General features: G+C 66.7%; 25 protein-coding genes. 4 read left to right on the plus strand and 21 right to left on the minus strand.

Annotation, left to right across the window (positions count from 1 at the left end; translation table 11 throughout):
- Positions 1–2: 2 nt before the first annotated feature.
- On the plus strand, positions 3–629 hold the full coding sequence (locus tag NL2_RS00350; RefSeq protein ID WP_068070533.1) for a glutathione S-transferase family protein: 627 nt from the start codon (positions 3–5) through the stop codon (positions 627–629).
- Here the strand turns inward: NL2_RS00350 and NL2_RS00355 are convergent.
- From NL2_RS00355 to cofH, 16 genes are all read right to left on the minus strand, one after another.
- Entirely contained in the window at positions 617–1,108 is a 492-nt protein-coding gene (locus NL2_RS00355) for a nuclear transport factor 2 family protein (RefSeq protein WP_068070535.1), read from the minus strand. The two genes, NL2_RS00350 and NL2_RS00355, sit on opposite strands and share 13 nt — an antisense overlap.
- Positions 1,101–2,186: an NAD(P)H-dependent amine dehydrogenase family protein gene (locus tag NL2_RS00360; protein ID WP_068070537.1), complete on the minus strand. Its 1,086-nt coding sequence runs from the start codon at positions 2,184–2,186 to the stop codon at positions 1,101–1,103. The genes NL2_RS00355 and NL2_RS00360 overlap by 8 nt, the downstream gene beginning before the upstream one ends.
- Positions 2,187–2,201: 15 nt before the next feature.
- Entirely contained in the window at positions 2,202–2,978 is a 777-nt protein-coding gene (locus tag NL2_RS00365; protein ID WP_068070539.1) for an SDR family NAD(P)-dependent oxidoreductase, read from the minus strand.
- Positions 2,979–2,982: 4 nt separating this feature from the next.
- Positions 2,983–4,257 (minus strand): cytochrome P450, encoded by a 1,275-nt coding sequence (locus tag NL2_RS00370; RefSeq protein WP_068070541.1) that lies wholly within the window; start codon positions 4,255–4,257, stop codon positions 2,983–2,985.
- Between the two features lie 3 nt (positions 4,258–4,260).
- Positions 4,261–5,628 carry a phosphotransferase gene (locus NL2_RS00375; protein WP_068070542.1) on the minus strand — a complete coding sequence of 456 codons (1,368 nt, stop codon included), beginning with the start codon at positions 5,626–5,628 and terminating at the stop codon, positions 4,261–4,263.
- Entirely contained in the window at positions 5,628–6,023 is a 396-nt protein-coding gene (locus NL2_RS00380) for a nuclear transport factor 2 family protein (RefSeq protein WP_068070544.1), read from the minus strand. Before NL2_RS00380 ends, NL2_RS00375 begins: the two co-directional genes overlap by 1 nt.
- Before the next feature lie 2 nt (positions 6,024–6,025).
- Positions 6,026–7,060: an LLM class flavin-dependent oxidoreductase gene (locus NL2_RS00385; protein ID WP_068070546.1), complete on the minus strand. Its 1,035-nt coding sequence runs from the start codon at positions 7,058–7,060 to the stop codon at positions 6,026–6,028.
- A 15-nt stretch (positions 7,061–7,075) separates the two neighbouring features.
- Positions 7,076–8,173 carry a phosphotransferase gene (locus NL2_RS00390; protein WP_068070548.1) on the minus strand — a complete coding sequence of 366 codons (1,098 nt, stop codon included), beginning with the start codon at positions 8,171–8,173 and terminating at the stop codon, positions 7,076–7,078.
- Between the two features lie 4 nt (positions 8,174–8,177).
- Entirely contained in the window at positions 8,178–8,981 is an 804-nt protein-coding gene (locus tag NL2_RS00395) for an SDR family NAD(P)-dependent oxidoreductase (RefSeq protein ID WP_068070550.1), read from the minus strand.
- Positions 8,982–9,055: 74 nt separating this feature from the next.
- A complete protein-coding gene (locus tag NL2_RS00400) occupies positions 9,056–9,976 on the minus strand; it encodes a TIGR03619 family F420-dependent LLM class oxidoreductase (RefSeq protein ID WP_068070552.1) in 921 nt (306 codons plus the stop codon).
- A 92-nt stretch (positions 9,977–10,068) separates the two neighbouring features.
- Entirely contained in the window at positions 10,069–10,638 is a 570-nt protein-coding gene (cofC, locus tag NL2_RS00405; protein WP_068070554.1) for a 2-phospho-L-lactate guanylyltransferase, read from the minus strand.
- A complete protein-coding gene (gene cofD / locus NL2_RS00410) occupies positions 10,635–11,558 on the minus strand; it encodes a 2-phospho-L-lactate transferase (RefSeq protein ID WP_068070556.1) in 924 nt (307 codons plus the stop codon). The genes cofC and cofD overlap by 4 nt, the downstream gene beginning before the upstream one ends.
- Positions 11,555–12,298 (minus strand): coenzyme F420-0:L-glutamate ligase, encoded by a 744-nt coding sequence (cofE, locus tag NL2_RS00415; protein WP_068070558.1) that lies wholly within the window; start codon positions 12,296–12,298, stop codon positions 11,555–11,557. The genes cofD and cofE overlap by 4 nt, the downstream gene beginning before the upstream one ends.
- A gap of 36 nt (positions 12,299–12,334) precedes the next feature.
- Positions 12,335–12,991: an NADPH-dependent F420 reductase gene (npdG, locus tag NL2_RS00420; protein WP_068070560.1), complete on the minus strand. Its 657-nt coding sequence runs from the start codon at positions 12,989–12,991 to the stop codon at positions 12,335–12,337.
- On the minus strand, positions 12,988–13,818 hold the full coding sequence (locus NL2_RS00425) for an SDR family NAD(P)-dependent oxidoreductase (RefSeq protein WP_068070562.1): 831 nt from the start codon (positions 13,816–13,818) through the stop codon (positions 12,988–12,990). Before NL2_RS00425 ends, npdG begins: the two co-directional genes overlap by 4 nt.
- Positions 13,819–13,822: 4 nt before the next feature.
- Entirely contained in the window at positions 13,823–16,156 is a 2,334-nt protein-coding gene (gene cofH / locus NL2_RS00430; protein WP_174522571.1) for a 5-amino-6-(D-ribitylamino)uracil--L-tyrosine 4-hydroxyphenyl transferase CofH, read from the minus strand.
- A gap of 295 nt (positions 16,157–16,451) precedes the next feature.
- Between cofH and NL2_RS00435 the strand changes: the two genes are divergently transcribed.
- From NL2_RS00435 to NL2_RS00445, 3 genes are read left to right on the plus strand one after another with little or no spacing between them, the layout of a single operon-like run.
- Positions 16,452–17,615, plus strand: coding sequence for a sulfotransferase family protein (locus NL2_RS00435; protein ID WP_068070564.1), 1,164 nt, complete (start codon positions 16,452–16,454; stop codon positions 17,613–17,615).
- Positions 17,602–18,804: a DUF1214 domain-containing protein gene (locus NL2_RS00440; RefSeq protein ID WP_245647506.1), complete on the plus strand. Its 1,203-nt coding sequence runs from the start codon at positions 17,602–17,604 to the stop codon at positions 18,802–18,804. Before NL2_RS00435 ends, NL2_RS00440 begins: the two co-directional genes overlap by 14 nt.
- Before the next feature lie 42 nt (positions 18,805–18,846).
- On the plus strand, positions 18,847–19,656 hold the full coding sequence (locus NL2_RS00445; protein ID WP_068070566.1) for an SDR family NAD(P)-dependent oxidoreductase: 810 nt from the start codon (positions 18,847–18,849) through the stop codon (positions 19,654–19,656).
- Positions 19,657–19,667: 11 nt separating this feature from the next.
- Here the strand turns inward: NL2_RS00445 and NL2_RS00450 are convergent, their stop codons facing one another.
- The 5 genes from NL2_RS00450 to NL2_RS00470 form a co-directional block, all read right to left on the minus strand.
- A complete protein-coding gene (locus NL2_RS00450) occupies positions 19,668–20,588 on the minus strand; it encodes a quinone oxidoreductase family protein (protein WP_068070568.1) in 921 nt (306 codons plus the stop codon).
- A gap of 77 nt (positions 20,589–20,665) precedes the next feature.
- The gene (locus NL2_RS00455; protein WP_174522572.1) at positions 20,666–21,892 is read right to left on the minus strand and encodes an acyl-CoA dehydrogenase family protein; all 1,227 of its coding nucleotides are present in this window, start codon (positions 21,890–21,892) and stop codon (positions 20,666–20,668) included.
- A complete protein-coding gene (locus tag NL2_RS00460; protein ID WP_068070572.1) occupies positions 21,892–22,530 on the minus strand; it encodes a TetR/AcrR family transcriptional regulator in 639 nt (212 codons plus the stop codon). The genes NL2_RS00455 and NL2_RS00460 overlap by 1 nt, the downstream gene beginning before the upstream one ends.
- Complete coding sequence (locus NL2_RS00465; protein WP_068070574.1) at positions 22,527–23,339, minus strand: SDR family NAD(P)-dependent oxidoreductase; 813 nt, start codon at positions 23,337–23,339, stop codon at positions 22,527–22,529. The genes NL2_RS00460 and NL2_RS00465 overlap by 4 nt, the downstream gene beginning before the upstream one ends.
- Positions 23,336–24,514, minus strand: a complete 1,179-nt coding sequence (locus NL2_RS00470; protein ID WP_068070576.1) for an NAD(P)/FAD-dependent oxidoreductase — start codon at positions 24,512–24,514, stop codon at positions 23,336–23,338. The genes NL2_RS00465 and NL2_RS00470 overlap by 4 nt, the downstream gene beginning before the upstream one ends.
- Between the last annotated feature and the right edge of the window lies 1 nt (position 24,515).

A 24,515-nucleotide genomic window follows, 5' to 3' on the forward strand; every position in this document is an offset into this window, starting at 1 on the left:
CCATGCTCAAGCTGCACCACCTCAACCACAGCCGTTCATCCCGCGTCTTCTGGCTGCTGGAAGAACTCGGCCTGCCGTTCGAGGTGGTGTTCCACGAACGTCATCCCGAGACGCGGATGGGCCCGCCTGCGCTCAAGGCGGCGCATCCCATCGGCAAGGCGCCGGTGCTGGAAACCGACGATGGCGCCATCGTCGAATCCGGCGCGATCATCGATTTCATCCTGCGCCGCCACGGCAATGGCGCGCTGGCCCCGGCCAACGACAGCCCGGACCTGCTGCGCTATCTGGAGTGGATGAACATCGCGGTGTCGATCGGCACCAACCCGATCATGCTCAAGGTCTATGGTTTGGCCGCCGGCCTCCAGGGCACCGAATTCGACCAGCGCGCCGATGCTGAATTTGCCGGCGTGCTCGGCTTTATCGAACAGTCGCTGGAAGGGCGCCCCTATCTGCTGGGCGATACATTCACCGCCGCAGACATCCAGGTCAGCTTCGTCGCCGAACTGGCCCGCGTGCTGATCGGCATCGATGCCTACCCCAACATGGCCGCATGGCTCCTGCGCCTGCACGCCCGCCCGGCGTTCCGCGCGACCATCGAAAAGGGCGGCGACTACGCCTACGCCTCGTGAACTGATCCGCCCGCAATTGCATTCCCGACCAGCCGCCGCGTCACGTTCGTCAACAGCGGCTGGCGGGCAATCGGTTCACCCCGGACGCGCGGATCGTCGATGGTCCGCCAGACATGCAGCGTGTCGCCGAACTCCTTGTATTCGATGATCCGCCCGTCGCGAACCTGCAGCTGGAAGATGTAGATGTTGCGATAGTCGGCCCCGCCAACCAGCTTCGCCGCGCTTTGCGCCTCGAACCACACGCGTTCGCCTTGCGCGACCGTGTCGCCGATCTCGAACACGATCGGTCCGTCGAGCGGGAGGACGGCGGTCTGCGCGAAGAACGCATCCAGATCCATCCACCCGCAGAACGGCATGTCGCCCGCCACGAAGATCCGGCAATCGGGCGCGAACAGCGAGCGCAAGCCAGCGGCGTCTCCGGCGACGGCCGCCTCGACCCATGCGGTCGCGACCGCCTCGGGCGACATGGTATCAGGCACCGGTCTGGACGGGGGCAGGCGCCGCCTGATGGAACGCATCGGTTCCGGCGAGCGGCGGCGCATCGGTCAGCAGCATGATGCCGGGGGCCGCCGCCACCACGTAAGGCACCGCGTGGATGGCATGCATCGCGGTGGCCATGCACGCATCGTCGGTGGGCATCACGCTGTGCGATCCGATGTCGATGCGCGCGTTGATCGTCGGTTCGCCCTCAAGGTCGATCAGCCAGCCGTGCCCTTGCGGCCATTCGGGCGCGAGGTCTTCGGCCATGCGGGTGAAGTGCTGCAGCACGATCCGCTCGCGCGCCCCCGAGATCACCCGCACGCCGAAGTTCATCGCGCCCACCGTCCCCGCCGGGATCGTGCCAGCAGCGACGTGGAGATCGCGCGGGGTGACCACCACGTTGCGGAAGTTTTCGATCCGGTCGATCGGCAAGCCCAGCACATCGGCCACCAGCATTCCCGAATGACGCCACGTCTCGCCGACCAGCTCCACATTGGCGAAAGCCGGGGTGGGATCGTCGGGCGTATAGCCAAAGCCCATCAGGTCGAACATCTGGTAGGTGCTGGGATACTTGTCGTACATCAGCGTTTCCGACGCCACCATCCGGTCCACCCGCCGCGACAGCCGCGCAAGGTACAGCGGCACCGATTCGGCGAGGAAACCCGGCATGATGCCCAGGCCGTGGAACGTCGTGCCGCCTTTCGCACAAGCAGCGGCCAGCGCGCCTGCCACGTCCGGCCCCAGCGACTTGGGATAGATGAAGTTGGCGGCGGTGGTGACCACGTTCTTGCCCGATGCCAGCAGCGCGCAGATATCGGCGATGCTGCCCGGGACATCGTTTTCCGCACCCGCCAGAAACAGCACGCATTCCGCTTCCAGCGCCAGGATCGCCTGCCGATCATTGGTCAGCGCGACGCCCAGCGGCGCGATCCCGGCCACGGTGCCGATGTCGTGTCCCGACTTGTCGGGGTTGTAGGTGAACCCGCCGACGATCTGGTAGTCGGGCCGTTCCGCCGTGGCGCGGATAACCATCTTGCCGGTGTGGCCAGTTGCCCAGTGGATGATGCGGAACGCCACGGCCTTCTCCTGTTTTTATTGCGCGGTCCAGCCGCCATCGACGGGCAGCACATGCCCGGTCACCATCGCCGCAGAATCGCTGCACAACCATGCGATGGCGTCGGCCTGTTCGGAGGTCGCGATGGTGCGCTTGATCGGCTGGAACGGCAGCAGATGATCGATCACCATCTGCCCCATCTCCGGCCCGGCCTTGTTGTAGGCTTCGGTCGGGGTCACCCCCGGCGCGATGCAGTTCACGCGGATGCCCCGGTCGGCGTAGGAGACGGCGGCGAACTTGGTCAGCCGCACGACACCGGCTTTCGATGCCGCATAAGCCGCGCCGGCCGCGCCGACATAAAGCAGCCCCGCCAGCGAGGTGACGTTGCAGATCGCGCCGCCGCCATTCCCGATCATGTGGGCGATCTCGTGCTTCATCGACAGGAACACGCTGCGCAAGCTGACGGCTTGGGTGTATTCCCACGACTCAAGGCTTTGCTCATGAAAGTCCGCGCCCGAGGCATCGCGATGCGCATCGCCGACGATATTGGCCGCGACATCAAGCGCGCCGAACGCGGCCACCGTTCCGGCGACCAGAGCGGCGACATCGGCCTCATCGGTGGCGTCGGCGCGCAGAAAGCGCACGTCATGGCCTTCGCCGCGCAGGCGTTCGGTGGTGGCGTTGCCGGTCTCGGCATTGATGTCCGACAGCATGACGCGGGCGCCGCGCCGGGCGAACCCTTCGGCCGTCGCCATGCCGATGCCCGCACCCGCCGCGGTGACGAGCGCAACCTTGCCGCTGAAGATGCCGGTCATGCGATCATCCCCACACCACGTGCAGCGCGCGCGGACCGCGCAACTGCGCCCCTACAATCACCGGAGCCGGCTGGTCGGGGTCGAGGCGCAGGTTCGGCAGATCGAGCACGGCGTTGAGCATCGCCTCCATCTCGGTCTTGGCGACGGGCATGCCCAGGCACGTGTGGATGCCCGCGCCGAAGCCGACGTTCACCTTCTGCGGCCGGTCGATATCGAATTCGTCCGGATTGTCGAACACGGTCTCGTCGCGGTTGGCCGAACCCGAACACAGCGACAGCGCCGCCCCTGCCGGAACCGTCACGCCATGGAATTCGACATCGACGGTCGCCTGCCGGGCCAGGAACTGCGACGCGGTTTCCCAGCGCATCCCTTCGTTGACCGCCTTGGCCACCAGCGTGCGATCGTCGCGGATGCGGGCGAGCAACGCGGGCCGTTCCAGCAGTGCCACCAGCATGCTGCCGAACGAACGCGTGGTGGTTTCGGCGGCGGCGGGCAGCATCTGGCGGATCAGTTCGGTGATGTGCGCATCGTCGAGCCGGGTGCCATCGTCCTCGGCGCGCAGCAGATAACCGATCAGGTCTTCGCCGACCGATCCTTCGGCCCGGCGCTGGGCCACGACTTCCAGCGTATCGTCATACAGTTCCTGCGCTGCGACAAACGCGGCGGCCATGCTGGCCTTGACCTTTTCCGGATCGCGCTGCGGCCCCACCAGAATCCGCATGCCGCGCGCGGCGAATTCCTGTGTCCTCGCCTCGTCCTTGGGAAAGCCGATGATTTCGTAGATCAGCCGCACCGGGAGCGGGAGCAGCAGGTCTTCCATCAGCTCCGCCTTGCCGCGCGGGGCCAGCTTGGCGACCGCGTCCTGCACCACGGGCGTCAGCAACGCCTTCCAGCCCGCGATGGCCTTGGACGAAAACGCCGGCGCCAGTAGCTTGCGCGTCACTTTGTGCGTCGCATCGTCCATGCCGGTCAGCAGGAACCCGCCCAGGAACTGGCCCAGCCCTTCCTGCAGCAGTGTGCTGGTAAAGGTCTTGTTGTCGCGCAGCACCGCCAGCACGTCGTCATAGCGGAACAGAGTGAACACCTGCCGCCCCAGATTGGAATAGTCCGCCTGCGACGGCACGTTCCACTTGGCCAGAATGTCGCCCACCATGATCGGCTGGCTTTTGCGGCATTCGCGATAGACCGCGTGTGGGTCTTCGGTGTCGGTGCCGTAAACGCTGCTCACCGCCGCAAAATCGCGGCTGATTTCACTGACGGCGGGTTCGGTGGACGTCATGTCTTAAACTCCCTGCGGCAGCTTCACGTTCAGAGCCGCCTCGCCGATCGACGTCGGGCCGAACACTTGCAGCCGCCGTCCCTCGGTCGTGGCCAGCAACGCGAACAAGGCCGCGTCTTGATCCGGCCCGGCGGTCAGCACGAATTCTTCGAGCGCGGTTTCCGCAGACGCCCAATCGGCAAAGTCATGGCCAAGGAACGCGCTGACGTCGGCGATGTTCTGCGCCACCATGCCTGCGCCATAAGCATCGGCCCGGCTGACCCATTCGATCAGTTCGACCACCTGGGCTTTCTGCCCGTCGGCCACCGGATCCCGCACCGCGATGCCGGACAGGGTATCGGCCAGCTTGCGGATCAGGTTGGCGTTGTCGCCGGTCCGCTCGACCAGCGGCGGCAGTTCGGGCATCGGCAGGCCCGACAGCTTCGACAGCGCCAGCAGGATCGAGCGGCGCAGCGACAGGTCGAACTGCAGGTAGACCGAATGCGGATCGGCCGGGCGCGGATCGGCCACGGTGCCGGTGAACTGCATCGTGCCCAGCAGCGAAAACTGCAGCACGTGGAACAGCACCGCATCGTGATCGACCGGCTCGCCGCTGGCTTCGGCGTAGTAGCCGAACAGCTCGGCCATCGGCGCGCCCAGCGGCTCGATCGTGTTGCGCATGCCCATCGTCGCCAGATCGACCATCGGATCGCCGATCATGCTGAATTCGAAATCGTACAGCTGCGTCATGCGCTGTTCGTGCACCAGGAACTGCCCGGAATCGAACTGGATGAAGCTCGCCTGCGTCCGGTGCTTCGGAACGTTGCGGCGGACCCACTGGATCACGAATTCCAGCAACGGCTCGGGCCGCTTCTTGGTGCGCCGGTATTGCGGCATGTACGTGTTGAGGCCCACCAGCGCGATGTCTTCCGCGCCTTCGGGTGCAGCCAGGCCCGCCTCGGCAAAGGCCGCAACCGGCAGCTTGTGCATCGCCGCCACCGCCGCCATGTATTCACGACCCACCACGCTCTGCGCTTGCGGCGACAGACCGGACAAGTCGCGCGTGCCCTTGATCGATTGCATCACGATGCACGGCGGATCGGCCAGATAGCCATGGACCGCAGGCACCGGAATGCCCTGGCTGTGCAGCACGCGGACGATATCGGCCTCGCGCTTCAGATCGGGGAAGATCGCCACATCGCCCGTGCGATCGCCGCGCAAGTGAACTTCCACGATCTTGCCGTCGACATCGACATCGGCGAACCAGGCCGGGCGCCAGCGCACCTGCTGTTCCATGCGCACGATCTTGCCGCCCATCGTCGCTTCGACGAAGTCGCGGATGCGCTGGACGGCGGCATCGTCGTATTCGGGAACGCCCGTGGTTTCGCTCATTACGCGGCCCCACCGGCAGCAGGGGCAAACGCGGCGGCGGCGGCGCGCGTATCCATGTATTCCTTGCCCGAAACGATCAGCCCGTCGCGCACGATCAGCAGGTTGTGATATTCGTTGCGATAGACGGTGTTCGGAAACGTCATCTCGCCGCGCACTTCCACGGCCACCCGGTCACCCTCGGCGGTCAGCCCGATGATGTCGGCCACGCGCTTGTTCGCGGTGAGCAGCCCGTCGCGCACGCTGTCGATGAACGCCTGCCGGCTCATGTCGCCGAACCCCAGGATCCACCAGGTGCAATCGGGGTGCTGCAGCGCCTCTACCGTGGCGATGTCGCCATCGACCACCGCCTGCATATAGCGGCGCGCCACGTTCTTGTTCGCTTCGATGTCGGTCATCGTCAGGCTTTCCCATTTCCATAGAACAGGTCGGCAATGCCGGCCGTGTAAAACGCGATCTTGTCGGCTTCCAGCCCGTAGTGCGGGATCACCGGCGTGCAGGCGTCGGCATGCTCGACCCGCTCGTTGAAGCGGCGCAGCACTTCGTCCTTGGGGCCGACCAGCGCGATGCTTTCGACCATATCGTCGGTGCAGGCGGCGACCATCCCGGCCAGATCGCCAGCGGCGAAGCGTTCCTGCAACGCGCGCGCAGGTTCGCCCATGCCGATGCCGTCGAAGTACCGCAGGTATTGCGGCGACTGGCTGTAGAACGCGATGTTGGCGCGCGCATCGTTGATCGCCTCGCGCTTGTCGGGGTTCACCGCCACGAACATCTGCAGGTTGACCGTCACGGCGGAACGCGGCCGCCCCGCCTTGTCGAGCCCGCGCTGCAACGCCGGAACTGCCACGTCGCGAATCCACTGCGCGTTCCACAGCGGATGGCCCAGCAGGCCGTCGGTGATCTCACCCGCCATGTCGCACGCGTTCTGGAACACGGCGGGCAGAAAGATTGGGATCTCGCTGCGCACAGGCGGCGACAGCGTACGAAAATGGGTGAGGTCGAGCGTGTGATACTCGCCCTGCAGCACGCCCAGTTCCCCGGTATGCCCCTTGGCGACGATGGCGCGGACCATGCCGATCACTTCGCGCATATGGCTCAGCGGCTTGCCATACGTCGATCCGAACGCGCCTTCGGTCAGGCTTTGTGCGCTGGAACCGAGGCCAAGGATCGCACGGCCCCCGCTGATCAGGTCCAGATCCATGATGTTGCACGCGGTTTCCAGCGGGCTGCGCACGAACGCCAGCGCGATGCCGGTGCCCAGCTTGATCCGTTCGCTCACGGCGGCGGCGGCCGACAGCGGCAGGAACGGCGCGCCGAACGTCTGCGAGGCCCAGATGCCTTCCAGCCCGGCCGATTCATACCGATCCACCGCCGCCACCAGCTGCTCGCGCGGCAAGGGTGGCAACTGGGCCCAGATGTGCTCACTCGCTGTCATGTGAAAGCTGCGCTCCTAGAGGTCATAAAGATCGTCGATGGCGAGGTCTGTGGCCGCGACGCAGAACCGTTCCAGCGACGGCAGCGTGGCTTCCTTGGGATTGATGTTCGATTGCCATGACACCAGCCCCCACACGATCCAGCGGCGGTACTCCTGCCATGCCGCATCGAACCCGATGTCGATCCCGTGTTCGGCCAGCACCGACAGGTAGTGCCGCAGCAGGTCGCGTTCGGCGGCGCGGCGATCCGCGATCGTGATCGAACCGGCGGCGAAATAGCTGTAGTCGCGCCACGGGTGGCCCTTGCGCACGATCTGCCAGTCGAGGAACAGGCGCACACCGTCTGCGGTGCCATAGCTGTTGCCCAGATGCGCGTCGCCGTGGACCAGGCACAGCGGCGCGGCGTCGGCCATGTCGTGCGCGCACAACTGCAACCACGCCTCACGCAGCTTGTGCGGTTCGTTCTCGAACCACGAGGGGAACATCGCGACGCGTTCGGGCAGCCGGTTCACGCGATCGTAGTGATCGGCCATCATCGCCCAGTAATCGTCGCCCGCGTGATCGGGCGCCATCGCCCGCTGCAGCCAGCCCGCCGCGTCGAGCCGAGGATCGCCCCATGTGCTGGCGTGCAACGTGGCGAGCGCCGCCACGCCGTGCATGGCCTGATCGATGGTGATCGGCTCGGCCGAGGTGCCGAATTTGCCGCCCCAGTATTCCATGTCCTCCAGCACCAGCAGGCCCTGCTTGCCTTCTGCGTCATCGTCCCAATCGGCATAGAAACAATGCGGTGCGGGCAGTTTCAGCCCTTCGCACAAGTCCTTGTAGAAGCGCGCTTCGTTGACGTTGGCCTCCCCGCTCAACGGGCTGCCCGACCAGTTCGATTTCAGGCACAGGCGCGCGGGCAGGATCGCCGGATCGGGACCGGCGACAACGACGCGCAGCTTGGTGGTGTGGCCCTGGATGATCTCCACCACGTCGAGAGCGGTGATCTCGACCCCCGGATAGCGGTTGCGCAGCACGCGCTGCAGCCACGCCGCATCCACAGCGGCAAGATCGGTCGGAAGCCGTTCGTCTCGCGCCGGGTAACCGCGCGCCGCCGTGGATTCCGCGCTCATGCGATCACCCCTGCTGCGCGGCGGCGTGGTCCATCATGTCCATCACGTGGGCATGATGGGCCGACATGCCGCCATCGATGACGATGACCTGCCCGTTGATGTAGCGCGATTCGGTCGAGCCGAGGAACGCCACCAGCGCCGCGATGTCCGATGGCTCGCCCAGTTCGCCCATCGGCATGTGCCGGGCGATGATGTCGAACTCCTTGCCCGCCACCTTGCGCGAATGCGGCGTCACGATGGGGCCCGGCGCAATCGCGTTGCAGCGGATCTTCTGCGCGCCGTGCTGCGTCGCCATGTAGCGGGTCATCGAAATGACCGCCGCTTTTGACGTGCCATAGGCAATGCGCGCGGAATCGCCCAGCATGCCCGAACCCGATGCCAGGTTCACGATCGCCCCGCCGCCGCCGGCTGCGATGTGCGGGATCGCGTAGCGGCAACAGTACAGATAGCCGGTGACGTTGACGTGCAGCGTCCGCTCCCACACGTCGTTGGGAATGGTCACCGCATCGGTATCGCCCATCATTGTGGCCATGTCGGTCAGCGCCGCATTGTTGACCAGCACGTCGAGCCGCCCGAACGCCGCGATCGTGCCGTCGACTGCCGCCTTCACCGCGGCTTCGTCGCCGATGTCGAGTGCGAAGGCCACCGCCTTGTCGCCATAGGCCGATGCGACCTCCCGCGCCGCGTCGCCGACGATGTCGGTCACCGCGACGCGCGCGCCTTCGTCCACCAGCCGCTGGACCACCGCCCGGCCGATGCCGCCGGCCCCGCCGGTCACGAACGCGACCTGTCCTTCAAACCTGTTCATGCCGGATTGTCCTCTTCCATGGCGGACGCCCGGCGGCTTTCCGCCGCCGTTGCCGTCCCGAATACGTTGGCGCGTCAGACCTTGGGCATGATCTCTTCGGCCACCCAGCGCAGCCGTTCGAGATAGTCCGACTTGTCGGTGATGCCCGGCGGCAGCGGCACGATGGTTTCGGTGATGCCGAGGTCTTTCAGCCAGCCGATCTGGTCGATGATCTTTTGCGCATCGCGCGTTCCCGGTGCGCGCGGATCGTCGAGCACTTCGTGGTGCGCGCCGACATTCAGCATCTCGAGCGCGAAGAACACGTCGATCTTGCGACCATCATAGCCCGGCTGCGACTTGATCAGGTCGATGCAATCGGGAAACGTCTCGGGCGGGGTGCGGAACGGCGACCAGCCGTCGCCGAACCTGGCCACGCGCTTCAGCACCGGTTCGGCATCGCCGCCCAGCCAGATCGGGATGCGCGGCTGCTGGATCGGCTTGGGCTCGAACCCGGCGTCCTTGAAGTTGACGAACTCGCCCTCGAACGTGGGGCTGTCGGACGTCCACAGCTCGATCATCGCGGCGAGGTATTCGTCGGCCATGCGCCCGCGCTTGTGGAAATCGACGCCGAGCATGTCGAATTCGTCCTTGAGCCAGCCGACCCCGAACAGCGCTTCGGCGCGCCCGCCGGTCAGCCAGTCGAGCGTCGACCATGCCTTGGCCTGCACGATCGGACTTTGCAGCGGCAGGATCGACACCGACGACGACAGCCGCAGGTTCTTGGTGCGCCCACCGAGATAGCCCAGCGCCACCACCACGTGGAAATAGTGATAGCCCGACAGGTCGTAGTGTTCGGACGGGATGACGAAATGTTCGCCCAGCATGCACTTGTTGAAGCCCAGCGCGTCACCTTCGGCAATCAGGTCACCGACGTCCGATCCGGTCAGCGCGAATTCCCACGGCTGCACCATCGCCTTGACGTGCATGGAATTGGGAACGCCCATGTTGAGCTTCATCGTCAGTCCTCCGCCAGGTCGCCCGCCCCTTCACCCGGCACGAGAGTCCGGGCGCAAGCTGTAGGCGCGGACCATGGGCACGGCTGGCGGCCTCACCACCTTCCCAAAGGAAGGGCACGCCGTGCAGCGGCAATATCGTCGGCGGTGTCGATATCGAGCGCCAGCCCCTCGCGCCGCACGGTCGCTGCGCCGGGCAGGCGTTGCAGGTGCCGGGCAAAACTGTCCGGCCCGAACGCCAGACCGATCCGCGCCGCCGCGCGCAGCGCCAGCGCGTTTGTCCCCTGGCCATGCCGATCGGGCGCTATCGCCGCGCCGTCTGCCTCTGCCGCCGCGATCAGGGCATCGACGTCCCCGGCGCTCAGCAGCGGCAGATCGGCGTGGATGATCAGCAACCGCTGCCCTTCCAGCGCCTGACACACCCGATCGAGTTCGGCGTTGAGGCCCTCCCCCCGGTCCGGCTCCCAATCCGTGCCCGGCATCGCTTCGGGCGCGGGGGACAGAACCCGGATCGATCCAATCGCCGCCACCGTCGCCAGCGTGGCGATCACGTGACGCGCCATGTCCACCGTCAGCGCGGCGTGGGCATCGTCGTGCAAGGCTCCGGTCAGGCGGGTCTTGCGGGTCCCCGCCGCCTTGAGCGGGACGACTGCCGTCCAGTTCACCGGCCCGCGATCCTGGCGGCGAGGTCCAGCGCGACTTGCGCGACCCGGGCTTTGTCCGCATCGTCGTGCATCAGCGTGTCCGTCCGCGCGATCGCCAGCCCTTCGGGCGCATCGTCGCCGTCATGGATGATCAGCCCGTCGATGCAGTCGCCATAGTGCGCGGCGATCGATGCGTTGGCGAGGCGGATGCCAAGTTCTTCCATCAGCTTGGCCGTAGGGCCTTTCACCGCCTTGCCGCCGATGATCGGCGATACCGCGACCACCGGCGCCGCCGTGGCCACCAGCGCGGCGCGAATGCCGGGCACGGCCAGCAGCGGATCGACGCTCAGGAACGGGTTCGACGGCGCCACCAGCACCGCGTCCGCGTCCGTTATGGCCGCGATCACGCCCGGTGCCGGACGGGCGGTCTCCGCGCCATCGAACCCGATCCGGGTCACTTTGGGGGCGCAGCGCCGCGCCACGAAATAGTGCTGGAAATCGAGATCGCCCTCGTCGGTATCGAGCCGCGTCGCCACGCGGTCATTCGACATCGGCAGGATCGTCGCACCAATGCCGAACCGCCGGGCAATATCGGCGGTGATCTGGTCCAGCCCTTCCCCGCCCGCCAGCCGCGCGGTGCGCAGCACGTGCAGCGCCACATCGCGATCGCCCAGCTGGAACCAGTCTGGCCCGCCAAGATCGCGCAAGCTTTCAAGAAAGTTCCAGCTCTCGTCGGCGCGGCCCCACCCTTGCGCAAGGTTGGACTTGCCCGAAAGGGTGTACAGCAGCGTGTCGATATCGGGGGACACGTGCAGGCCGATATGGCGAAAATCGTCGCCGGTGTTGACGATGGCCGTCACCGCATCGGCGGGCAGCACGCGCAACAGGCCCAGCACGAGCTTTGCCCCGCCCACGCCGCCGGTCAGTACGGTGACTTTCACTGGAACAGGTCCTCGGCCAGGGGGCGCGTGAGATCGGCTGCGGGGCGCGGCGCTCCCGCCACGGCATAGCCGCGCACGATCACGGCGGGAATACCTTCCCCGCCCTCGCCCATTGCCAGTCCGGCGGCGCTGGCCAGCAGATCGGCCACCGCGATCTGGGTCACTTCCAGCGTGCGGCCATCGCGATCGAGCAGGCCGCGCCGGTCGTTGATCGCAGGCAGTCCCGCCGCACCGATACCCACCGCGACCACACCCATGCGCCACGGCCGGCCAAAACTGTCAGAGATCACCACCGGGCAACCCAGCGCCGCTGAAATCCGCTCTGCCGAAGCGTCGGGGTCGATCGGCAGCAACAGCGCGCGCTCGTCGCTCCCGGTCCCGATATTCGACCGGTCGATCCCGGCGTTGGCCATCACCAGCCCCAGCCGGTGGCGCACAATCAGCACATGCGGCACGGCGCGCAGGACGGCCGTGGATTCCTGCAGGACCAGCTCGACCAGTCGCGCGTCCTTGCGCGTGATCGCCGCCAGCCGCAGCGCTTCGGCGCCCGGCACCACGTCGGCCAGCGAAACCGAGCGGTGCTCGGCCTTCGACACGATCTTCTGGGTCACGACCAGGATGTCGCCCGGCCCCAGCCGCGTACCGGCGCTGGCGACAGCGGCGGCGAGCGTGGCGGGCAAGTCTTCGCCCGGCCCTACTTCGCCGATGGCCGTGAGCGGAATGATTTCGATGCCTGGCACTACGCTCGCGTTCCCCGGGGCTCCATCCGCCCGCGTTCAATCCGCAGGAGGAATGAGGTCCCCTGTGATGCGAAGGCCCGCGCCGTCAACCTGATAGGTCTTGTTCATGAAGATGAGGATCGAGGTCAGCGCTTCGGCCGCCGCCGAATTGGCCAGCGAACCCGCATGCAGGCCGCGCAGCCCCATCGCATCGGCCAGCGCGACGACTTTCGCGCGCGCCGCTTTCTCGTCCCCGAACACCAGCACGTCGCAGCCCACGTCGATATCCTGCGCCAGCTTGTGCGCGGCCACGTTGTGGAACGCCGAAACCATCGTCACGCCTTCGCCCAGCAGGCCCTGCGCGCGCACCGCAGCCGATCCCTCGGGCGGAAGCTGCACGCGCATGACCTTGGGCGGCACCAGCGGCACCGTGGTATCGACCACGATCTTGCCCGCGACGTGCGGCCTGATGTCGGCCAGCGTCGCTTCCTGCGCGGAGAACGGCACCGCCACGATGATCAGGTCGGCCTGTGCCGCCGCATCGGCATTGGCCATGCCGGTCAGCCCGTGGCCCAGCTCGGCCGCCTTGTCCTGCGCCGCCTCTGCCTTGCGCGAACCGATCAGCACTTTGTGTCCGGCGCGCGCCAGCCGCCACGCAATCGCCGCGCCCAGATTGCCGGTGCCGCCGATGACACCGATGGTCTGCCCGCTCATGCGGCACCCGCCGCAGCGTGCGCCATAAAGCGCTGCATATCGGCATAGACGCCCGAATGCGCGGTGAACCCGCCATCGGCCACGATTGCAGCGCCGGTGACATAGCGCGACTGGTCGGACGCCAGGAACGCGGCCACTTCGGCAATGTCGTCGGGCGACCCCAGGAACGGCACGAGATTGTGCTCCTTCATCAGCGCCTGCGCTTCGGGCGGAAGGTTTTCGTCAAGCGCCTCGGTCATGACCAGGCCGACGACGATCACGTTCGCGCGGATGTTCTGCTTGCCATACTGCGTGGCGACATAGCGCGAAAGACCGAGCAGGCCGGCCTTGGTCGTGCCATAGGCCGGATAGTCGAGATCGCCCGCCAGCCCTTTGCCCGATCCGGTGAAGATGATCGAACCTGAACCTTGCTTGAGCATGTGCGGAATCGCGTGTTTGGCCGCCAGCATCGAACCCGTAAGGTTGGTGGCGAACGCCTTGTTCCAGAATTCCAGGGTCATGTCGGCGATCGCCGCATCCTCGAACATCGCGCCGGTTTGCGCCGCGTTGCTGTGCAGGATGTCGAGCTTGCCGAACTTTTCGACCGTGCGGGCGATCCCCGCCGCGATCGAGGCTTCGTCGGTCACGTCCATGCCGATGGCCAGCCCTTCGCTGCCCGCGGCCTCGATTTCGGCGACGACGCTGGCAAGACGGCTTTCGGTGCGGCCGGTGATCGCCACTTTCGCGCCGCGTGCGGCAAACATCTTGGCGGTCGCGCGGCCGATGCCGCTGCCGCCACCGGTGATAATCGCGACCTTGCCCGCAAGCGGTCGGCTCAGATCAAACATTCTGTCACTCCGTCATCGCCGGACGATGGTCCGGCACCAGTTCGTAAAGCGTGGTGCGCTGGCGCGATGGCCGCCCGGCACGCCGGGCCAGCGCGATCATGTCGGCGGGCCCGAACTCCTGCCCGTTGACCCCGCCGGCCGCACGCGTGATCGATTCGTCCATCAGCGTACCGCCCAGATCGTTGGCGCCGGCCTTCAGCACCGCCGCCGCCGCCTCCGGACCCAGCTTGACCCACGACACCTGGATGTTGGTCAGGACCGGATGCAGCACGATCCGCGCGATGGCGTGCATCAGCACCGCCTCGCGATAGCTCGGGCCAGATCGGGCAAGGCCCTTGCGCCAGATCGGCGCTTCCATGTGGACAAACGGCAGCGGCACGAATTCGGTGAACCCGCCGGTTTCTTCCTGCAACGCGCGCACTTGCGCGAGATGGCGCGCCCAGTGGCGATATTGCTCGACGTGCCCGAACATGATCGTCGCCGTGGTCCGCAAGCCCACGCTGTGCGCGGCGCGCATCACGTCCAGCCACTCGTCGGCGCTGACTTTGTCGGGACACAGGATTTCGCGCACCTCGGGATCGAGGATTTCGGCCGCCGTGCCCGGAAGCGTCGCCAGCCCTGCCCGCTTCAGCCGGCTGAGGAAGTCCTCCAGCGGCAGGCCCAGCGTGCGGGCGCCGTGCGTTACCTCCAGCGGCGAGAACGCGTGGATATGCACCCCGGGCGCTGCCGCGCGGACCGCCGCCAGGATGTCGAGATAGGTGTTGCCGTCATAATCGGGGTGAATGCCCCCCTGCAGACAGACTTCGGTCGCCCCACGCTCCACCGCCTCGGCGGCGCGGCGGCCGATCTCCTCGAAATCGAGCCGATAGGCCGGCCCGCGCATCGCGCGCGTGCTACCCTTGGAGAACGCGCAGAAACCGCATCGGTACAGACAGATGTTGGTATAGTTGATGTTGCGGTTAATCGCATACGTCACGGTATCGCCCACGACTTCGGCCCGCATCCGGTCGGCGAACGCACAGACGGCGTCGAAATCATCGCCCTCGGCGGTGAACAGGTGCGCGACCGCGTCCTCATCCAGCTTCTGGCCGTCCTCGACCAGCGTCAGGATGCGGGCGATGGCGTCGGTGGCAGGCGCCGGAACCAGGTCGGGCACCGCATCGCCGTGCCCGACGGACCAGTCGCTGTCCTTGGGCAAGCCACGCCCGTCCACCGCGCGCCGCACGGCCGGCGCGATGCGCGGATCGCACCACTTGGCCGCATGTTGCGCATGGCGCGGCCCGATCGCCAGCCGCTGACGCAAGGCGCGCCCGGCCTCAGCGGTGGCATCGGCCAGCACTTCCAGATGCGGCCATGGCGCCTCGGGATTGACGTGGTCGGGGGTCAGCGGAGAGACCCCACCCCAGTCGTTCACCCCGGCGCGGATCAGATCGCCCAGCGCGGAACGGTCGTGCAGGTTGGGCGGCGCCTGGATGGTCATGTCCGCGCCCAGGATCAGCCGCGCGGCCGCGATGGTCCAAAGATGGTCTTCCAGGGTCGGCTCGGGCCGGTCCGCCATCTTCGTGCCGGGCTTGGCGCGGAAGTTCTGGATGATCACTTCCTGGACGTGCCCGTACTTGGCGTGCAGCTCGCGGATCGCCAGCAGCGCCTCGATGCGCTCGAGCCGGGTCTCGCCGATGCCGATCAGCAGGCCGGTGGTGAAAGGCACTTTCGCCTCACCCGCAGCCGCGATCGAGGCCAGCCGCAGCGCGGGCGCCTTGTCTGGCGAACCGTGATGCGCCTCACCCTTATCGCACAGCCGGTCGGACGCGGATTCCAGCATGATCCCCATCGATGCCGCGTGCGGTCGCAGCGCCGCGTAATCGGCGGCCTCCATCAGCCCGGGGTTGAGATGCGGCAGCAGCCCGGTCTCGTCGAACACCAGCGCCGCCACTTCGGCGAGGTACGACAGCGTCGTTTCGTGCCCCAGTTCGGCCAGGGCCTCGCGCGCGGCGGAATAGCGCGCCTCGGGCCGGTCCCCCAGCGTGAACAGCGCCTCGCGGCACCCCATCGCGGCGCCCGCGCGCGCAATCGCCAGCACCGCCTCGCGGCTCAGATAGGCGTCGCCTGCCTTCGCCGGAGTTTGCGCGAATGTGCAGTAATGGCAGACGTCGCGACACAGTTTCGTCAGCGGAATGAACACTTTGCGCGAATAGGTGACGATCGCGCCGTGGCCGGCCAGCGTCAGCGCCTGCGCCGCCGCGATCATGTCCGCCAGCGGCATCGCCGCGAACGCACAGTTCAGATCGCCCGCATCGGCGCTCAGGTCGTCCCACGGACCGCGTATGCCAAGCTTCATTCACTCCGCTCCTGCACCTGGCATGTTCCGCAACGCAGCCGACATCCGCTTCCCGGCGGCTTGGGATATTGCAGTCAGGCCCTGACCCGCCAAAGGATAGGTCGAGGACTTTGCCGTGATGGCCGCGACCTTACCCCCAAGTTGCCGCCGGGTCCAACGTCGTGGTCGGTCGCTGCCACGGCGCCGTGGCAGCCGGATGCCGACCAGTCCGACGATAGGTTTTGCGCCCGGCAGGGCAGGGCACCGTTCGGACGCTGGCCGCAGGGAAAGCACGAGGCAACAAGGAACCGAAGCAATGGCAACCGTGGCGAACACCGATATTTCCAGGCTCGATGCGGACACGCTGCTCGATCAGTACCCGCTGCCCGAATACTTGCGCGAAAACGTGCGTCCGGGACTGGCGATGATGATCCGTTCGGCCGCCGAGATGACCGACCTCAACGCCAACGGCCGCGCCCGGGTGCTTTTCCAGATCCACGACGATCTTGGCCGGCTGAAGCAGATCGCCGACGACCGCGCGCGCTATCCCGAGATCGCCGATGTCGAGATCCGCGAGCCGCTGTTCATCGTCGGCCTGCCGCGCTGCGGCACCAGCGTGCTGCACGCGCTGCTGAACGAAGATCCGGACGTGCGCGCGCCGCTGCAGTGGGAAATCGCCTATCCCTCGCCGCCGCCGGAACAGGCCACCGAACTGACCGATCCGCGCATTGCCAAGTACGATGCCTATCTGTGGGAATCGTTCGGCGGCGATCCCAAGGAACTGCTCAAGGGCCACCCGCTGGGCGCGATGATCCCGCAGGAATGCGGATCGTTCATGACCAGCTCGTTCCAGAGCAGCAACGTGTGCATGCTGCAGAATCTGCCGCGCTTCTATGACTGGTTCAAGGGCATCGACGCCACGTTCCGCTATGAAGTCCACAAGATGTGGCTGCAGCAGCTGGGCTGGAAGAACCCGCGCAAGCACTGGGTGCTGAAAATCCAGGAGCACATGTACAAGATGCGCGAACTGCGCGCCGTCTATCCCGATGCGATCTTCATCCAGCCGCACCGCGACCCGACGCAAGTCGTCGCGTCGATCTCGCAACTGATGTACGTGATCCGCAGCCCCGCCTACGACGAGCCGGGCAAGGACAAGATCGGGCAGGAATTCCTCAACCTGTGGTCCGACGGGATCGAGGCGATGATGGATTATCGCGCGGCCACGCCCGATCTGCCGATCCACGACATGCGGTTCAAGGACCTGATCACCGATCCGGTCGGCACGATCCGCAAGGCCTATGCCCAGTTCGGCCGCGAACTGACTGACGAAGGCGCGGCCAACGTGCTGCGCTGGCTGGACGAAAACCCCGCCGACAAGCACGGCAAGCGCAGCTACAGCCTGGAAGAATTCGGGCTGGACGAACAGACCGTGCGCAACCGGTTCGCGCGCTATACGGAGACGTACCGTGACTTCGTCTGACGTGAAAACGTCCGAAGGCGCGGCCCTGCCGCAGTGGTCCGATTACCTGGGGCTACTGGCCAAGGCGGACAGCGTGCTCGATCTGCTGGCCGATCCTGCGGACCCGCTGGCCCGGCAGGAGGCCTATCGCCTGATGTTCATGGCACTGGCAGCCGGGTTCCAGAGCACGTTCGTCGATCCCGACCACCCCGAATTCACTTGCGCGGTCAGCAACGTGATGAACAGCGTGGGGGTCAATCCCGATTTCATCTACGGATCGGCCTCGATCCGGGGCGAGGGGACCTATCGGCTGAGCGGCAAGCGCGGCGGCGGGGTGTTCGTGATCTTCGACATCAACGCCGGGTCGATCGGCGTGCTGGACCAGTTCGGGCCCTCGGTCGGCTTCATCGACCTTGACCAGCAAGCCCTGGGCCCGGACGGCAGCTTCGACATCCTGCTGAGCGCGGAGCGGCCCGAGGGGCACAACGGCGACTGGGTGCGGCTCGATCCCCGCGCCTGCAACATCGCGGTACGGCGCGCCTACTACAACTGGGGTGACGAGGAAGAAGCCAGGATCGCGATCGAGCGGGTCGACCGCCCGATCGGCCCATCGCGCATGGACGCAGCCGAAATCGCGCGCCGCCTGTCCGCACTCTCCGCGTTCGTCGAACGCTATGTCGGCTTTGCCATGGGTTACGGCGCGCGGCAGCGGGCGCAAGGCGTGGTCAACCGGCTGGAGCATGACGACTGGGCCGGGCGGGGCGGCCTGTCGGGCCAGCACTACTACCAAGGCATCTTCGCGCTCGAACCGGGGCAGGCGATGATCCTCGAGACCGAACTGCCAGAGACGGTGCGCTACTGGAACATCCAGCTGAACGACCCGCTGTGGAACACGATCGACTGGTTCAACCGCCAGAGCAGTCTCAACGCCGCGCAGGCGACGCTCGACAGCGATGGCCGGTTCCGCGCGGTGATCGCGGCGCAGGACCCGGGCGTGCCCAACTGGCTCGACTGCGGCGGGCACCTGACCGGATCGCTGATGCTGCGCTGGACACAGGCAAGTTCCGGCCCCGAACCGCGCCTGCGGGTGGTCGATGCCGCCACGCTACGCGATCACCTTCCGGCCGACACGCCGATGGTGACAGCGGACGAGCGCCAGCAAACGCTGCGGCGGCGGCTGCGCGGCTCGCAGTGGCGCCACCGCTGGTGACGACGATCGGGCGGCGAATTCGAAAGAGGATAACCTGACAGCATGGACCTTGGCATTTCCGGACGCCGTGCGCTGATCGCCGGATCGAGCAGCGGGATCGGCGCGGCCATCGCCATCGCGCTGGCGGGTGAAGGGGTGGAGATCATCGTCCACGGCCGCAGCCGCGACAGCGCGCTGGCGGTGTGCGACGGCATCGCGGCGGCAGGCGGCAAGGCTTCGCTGCTGCTGGCGCCGCTGGACGATCCTGGCGAAGTGGCCCGGCTGGCGCGCGAGGCGCTGGCGACCGGACCGGTCGACATCCTGATCAACTGCGCGGGCGCGGCGTCCGATCCGCACCGCTGGTTCGATGCGCCGGCCGATGCGTGGCAGCGGCAGTTCCAGACATCGACGTTCTATGCCGTGCAGCTGATCCAGGCCATCGTGCCGTCGATGCGCGAGCGGGGGTGGGGCCGGGTGCTGAACGTCAGCAGCGGGGCGGCCTATCGCGCGATGTTGAACCATCCCGAATACGCGGCGGCCAAGCTAGCGCTGCATTCGATGACGGCAACGCTTTCGGCCGAGCTGGGCGATTGCGGGGTGCTGGTCAACACGCTGGTGTCAGGTCCGGTGCTGACGCCGAACACGCAGCAGTCGATCGACAACAGTGCGGCCGCCGCAGGCTTCACCGAAACCGGGGCCGCGCTGGAAAAGCGCGTGATTGCCGAAGTGTGGCGGGCGACGATCCCGCTGGCGCGGATGGGCCGGGTGGAAGAACTGGCGGATGCCGCGTGTTTCCTCGTGTCCGAACGCGCGTCCTACATCACCGGCGCGGCCTTGCGCGTCGATGGCGGATCGGTCGGCGCGATCGCCTGAATTCCAGTGGGTTAGCGCTGGATGACGATCTTGGCGTGCGGACTGCCCGCCTGCGCCGCCCAGGCATCGGCCGCGCGATCGAACGAAAACACGGCGGTGTCGACCGTCAGGCCTTTGTCCGTGGCCATCGCCATCAGCCGATGAAACGCGGCGCGGCGCTCCGCTGCGGGACGCTGCCCGGTGCCCACGCCGATGTGGCTGCGGAACACCAGGTCGCGCAATGAAAGCGATACCGTCTGGCCCGCCTGCACGCCGATGCTCATCATCCGCGCTCCGGGCCGCGTGGCGCGCATGGCGGCCTCGGCAGGCGGGCCATAGATCACGTCGAGCACCACGTCGAAGCCGCCGTTGGACACGGCTTTCAACGCCGCCTCGTCATCGCCTGAGCCCAGCTGCGCGGTCGCATCGGCCCAGCCCCGCACGGCCAGCGCGGCAAGCCGTTCCGGGTTGCGCGCCGCTGCCACCACGTGACCCGCGCCGAACGCCCGCGCGATCTGCAGCGCGATCTGGCCGACCGGGCCGGTCGCACCCAGGATCAGGACATTGTCGCCCGGCTGGATGCGCGCCTCTTCCATCGGGATGAGCGCGCCGGTGCCCGAGATGGCGAGCGCGATCACCTGATCATCCGCAAGCTGTGCCGGGCAGGGCCAGACTTCCGCATCGGGGACCAGCGTCTGCTCGGCGATGGCGCCGAACGGCGCGGCGCTGTGGCCAAAATAGACCCGCGTGCCATCGGCCAGCGTGCCCACGCCCTCGCCGCCGGGCACATACGCCCCGGTGACCGGGCCGAAGAATCCGTTCGCGCGCATCAGGTCGGTCGGGCCGATGCCGGCGGCAGACACATCGACCACATGGCAGCCATCGGCGGCCAGCGGTGCTGCGTGGTCAGCCAGTGCGAAGCTGCCGTCGGCGGCGATGATGGCGGCCTTCATCGGTCGGAATTCCCTTGTGCCGGGACGGACAGGGCCGCCCGCGCGATGTGCGCGGACGGCCCGAACCGGGTGACGGATCAGTAAGCGCCGGGAGGCGAAATGCCGTCGGCACCAGCCAGATTGCGGCCATAGATCTCGTAACCGATGGTCGGGATGTTCTGGATGTGGCGCGTGGCCATCGACACGTCGCGCCAGTAGCGGTTGATCGGCTTGTCGAGCGAGAACGCCGAGGAACCCGCCTGGAACATCAGCGATTCGCTGGCGCCGTGGACCAGTTCGATCATCTGCGCACCGGCGGAGCGATGCATCGCCTTTTCGGCAAGGGTGAATTCCTCGCCCAGCGCGACGCGGTCGAGCTTGGCGGTCAGGTCGAACAGGATCAGCTTGGCGGTGTTCACCATCGCCGCCGCTTCGCCCAGATCGCGCATGTACGCGCCCGAATTGTTGCGGCTGGTGATGAACGTGGTCAGCACCGGCTTCTTGGCCGATTCGGCGGTGACGATCTCGACCATCGCCTCGACCGCGCCGATCAGCTGGGCAATGCCCGTGGTGCGCACGACCGGAACCGCCGGCAGCATATCGGACGGATCGCCGAAATGGCGCTTGGTCGTGTCGATCTGGCCCGCACGCTCATCCATCAGCATCATCTGGGTGTCGGGAATGAACACGTTCTCGGCAATCGCGGTGTCCGAACCGGTGCCCTGCATGCCCGACACGAACCAGCTGTCGACGATCGTCATCGAAGCCATCGGCAGGTAGCACATGTTGATGCCGGGAACGACGGGACCGTCGTAGTCTTCCAGCACCACGCCCTGCTGCGCCCAGGTCGACTGGCGCGAGCCGGACATGTAGGGCCACTTGCCGTTGATGATCCAGCCGCCATCGACCTTGCGGGCCTTGCCCGGCGGATTGTACGCGCCGCAGACCGGCTGCGGGCCATCGCCGAACACCGCATCCTGCACGCCATCGGACGCGAGGCTGGTGATCCAGCTGGTGCCGTTGATGATCTGCATCACCCAGCTCACCGCCGGATCGCCCTTGGCGATTTCGATCTGCACGCGGCAGAAGTCGGTGGTGGAAAGGCCGTGGCCGCCGAGCCGCTTGGGCAGCAGCAGTTGTAGCAGGCCATGCTCCTTGAGCGCCTTGTCCACCGCCGGGGTCGGCGCGCGCAGCTTTTCACCGGCGGCGGCTTCGCTCTGCAACAGCGGGCGCAGGCTGCGCGCGAGTTCGACAAATCCGTCCGCGATGTCCTTTGACGCGAAGCCACGCGCGGCGTCGACGTTGAGTTTGGCAACGGTGGCCATCAGTTTGTCCTTTCTATCGGTTCGGCACGATAGCCGACGGTCTGCAGTGCCCATTGCAGGATGTGCTCGGGCGATTCGTTCCAGCTGCGCATCCAGTTGTCGTCCGCCGGTATGACCAGCGTGCTGAGCTGAAGCCTGACCAGCGTTTCGATCAGGATGTCGCGGTTGATCGGCTCCCCGACCTTGCGTTCGAGATAATCCAGCGTCGGCTCCAGCGCTTCGCGCACGGCGGCTTGGTGGCGCGCGAAATGGGTGCGCAGGAATTCGAGATGGAAAGCGGGCTCGACCTCGAAAATCCGGTCGGGCGAACGATCGATGGTGAAGTGCGCGAAAAACTGCATCACCGCGCGAAAGCGCTTCATCGGGTCCGCGATCGAATCCGCAACTTCGGCGATGCCCTGCTCGAAGCTGGAGCAGACATATTCCGACACCGCCGCCAGCACGTCTTCCTTCGAGGCGAAGTAGCGGTACAGCGTCCCGCGCGAGACGCCGCTGGCATCGCTGATGTCGCGCATCGACAGGCGCCTTGCGCCGACACTGCGAATGGCGCGCAACGTGCCGTCCAGGATCTTCTGGACGCTGGCGTATTGATCGCCGACGGCGGTGCCGCCCCATTCGCCGTGCGGGAGCAGTTTCACCCGGCCGCCTCCAGTTCTGCCAGATTGTGGGGCACGCTGACGTAGCCGGGAAGATGCTGCCCCCCGTCCACGTTGATCAGTTCGCCATTGACGAAGCGCGACATGTCTGACGCAAGGAATACCACCACCGGGCCGATGTCGTTCTCGGGATCGCCTGCCCGCTTGAGCGGATTGCTGGCGGTGGCCATTTCGAGGAAGCCGGGCACGTTCTCGGCCAGATCGGCGAACACCTGGCCCATGCCGGTGGGCGCGATCGCGTTGGTGCGGATGTTGAACCGGCCCCATTCGACCGCGGCGGACCGCGTCAGGCCCAGGATCGCGCCCTTGTTCATGTTGTAATCGCTGTGCAGCCAGGCCCCGGTCTGCGCGTCGATCGAATAGAACGTGACGATCGAGCCGCCGCCGCGCGCCTTCATGTGCGGGAACGCGGCGCGCATCGCCCACCAGCTGCCGAACGTGCCGATGTTCAGCGTCTCCTCGAGCATTTCGTCGGTCTTGTGCTCGAGCAGGATGTTGGGCGACAGCGCCGAGGCGTTGAGCACCAGCGTATCCAGCCCGCCGAATTCGGCCACCGCACGGTCGATCATGCCGACCACCTGATCCTTGACCGCCATGTCCGCCGAAATGCCCACGGCACCCACGCCGAATTCGGCACGGATTTCGGCGGCGACGCGCTCGGTCGCAGCGCCATCGCGGCCGGTGATCAGCAGATGCGACCCTTCGCGCGCCATCCGGCGGGAAATGCCGTGGCCGAGACCCTTGGCGCCGCCGGTGACGATCGCGACCTTGTCTTGCAACAGACCGGTCATGCGGCAGTCTCGCGCAGGGATTCGATCAACAGCTTATCCATCTCCATCCTTTCCTGGCAGCGATCCTGCGTCAGCACATAGCCGCGCGTCGCGCCGTCGTTATCGACAAACAGGTATTTGAGACCAGCGCCCCCGTCATCGGTCAATCGCCATTGTCCATCAACACCGACAGGCTTGGGAAGCAGCACAATAGGGTAGGTTGTCGTTTTGACCTGGACCGAAAGCGTCGGGAAGCGGATGTCGGTGGGCGTGCCCAGCACGCTGGGCGCAATCGCGCGCGCGGCGGCCATGATCGGGGTGACATAGGCGGCCAGGCCTTGCGGATATTCTGCGCAATCGCCGATCGCGAAAATGTTGGGATCGCTGGTGCGCCCGGTCTGATCGACCTTGATCCCGCGTCCCACGGTCAGCCCGGCATCGCGCGCCAGATCCATGTTGGGGCGCAGGCCCACCGCCGACAGCACGACATCGGCCAGAATTTCGGTGCCGTCGTCAAGCTGGGCGCGAAGGCCGCCTGCCTCGTGCTTGTGAATGGCCATGACCTTGCGGCCGAGATGCCATTCCACGCCATGGCCGGCCAGCGTATCGCGCACCACATCGCCGATGGCGGCGGGCACGAGCTGGGCCAGCGGGTGGCCGAGCATGTCGACGACCACGGGCTTGTACCCGGTGGTCACCAGATCATTGGCGAATTCGGTGCCGACGAGGCCTGCGCCCATCACCAGCACGCGCGCGCCGTCGGGCAGCTTTTCGCGAAATTCGCGATAGTGGTCGAGCGAGTTGACCGCGATCGCCAGATGCGCGGCATCGCCGTCGATCGGCGGCCGCACCGGGTCTGCACCCAGCGCCAGCACCAGCCGGTCGTAGAAGATCGGCCCGCCGGTGGTCAGCAGCACCTTGCCTTCGCGGTCGAGCCCTTCGGCCATGCGCCCGGCGCGCAGATCGAGCTTGAGCTGCGCCGCCATCTTCTCACCCGACGTGGTGATCAGCGTGTCGGCGATCTTGCCCTTGGCCAGCGCGGTCGACAGCGCGGGCTTCGAGTAGAAATGCCCGTCGTCATGGGTGACCAGCGTGAGGCTGGCGTCCGGCGCGAGCTTTCGCAGCTCGCGCAGAACGCCGTAGCCCGCCAGGCCACTGCCGACGACGACGACATGGGGTGCAGCCGCTGCGCTCATC

The organism is Novosphingobium lentum NBRC 107847, from assembly GCF_001590965.1.
In the GTDB taxonomy this organism is placed as follows: domain Bacteria; phylum Pseudomonadota; class Alphaproteobacteria; order Sphingomonadales; family Sphingomonadaceae; genus Novosphingobium; species Novosphingobium lentum.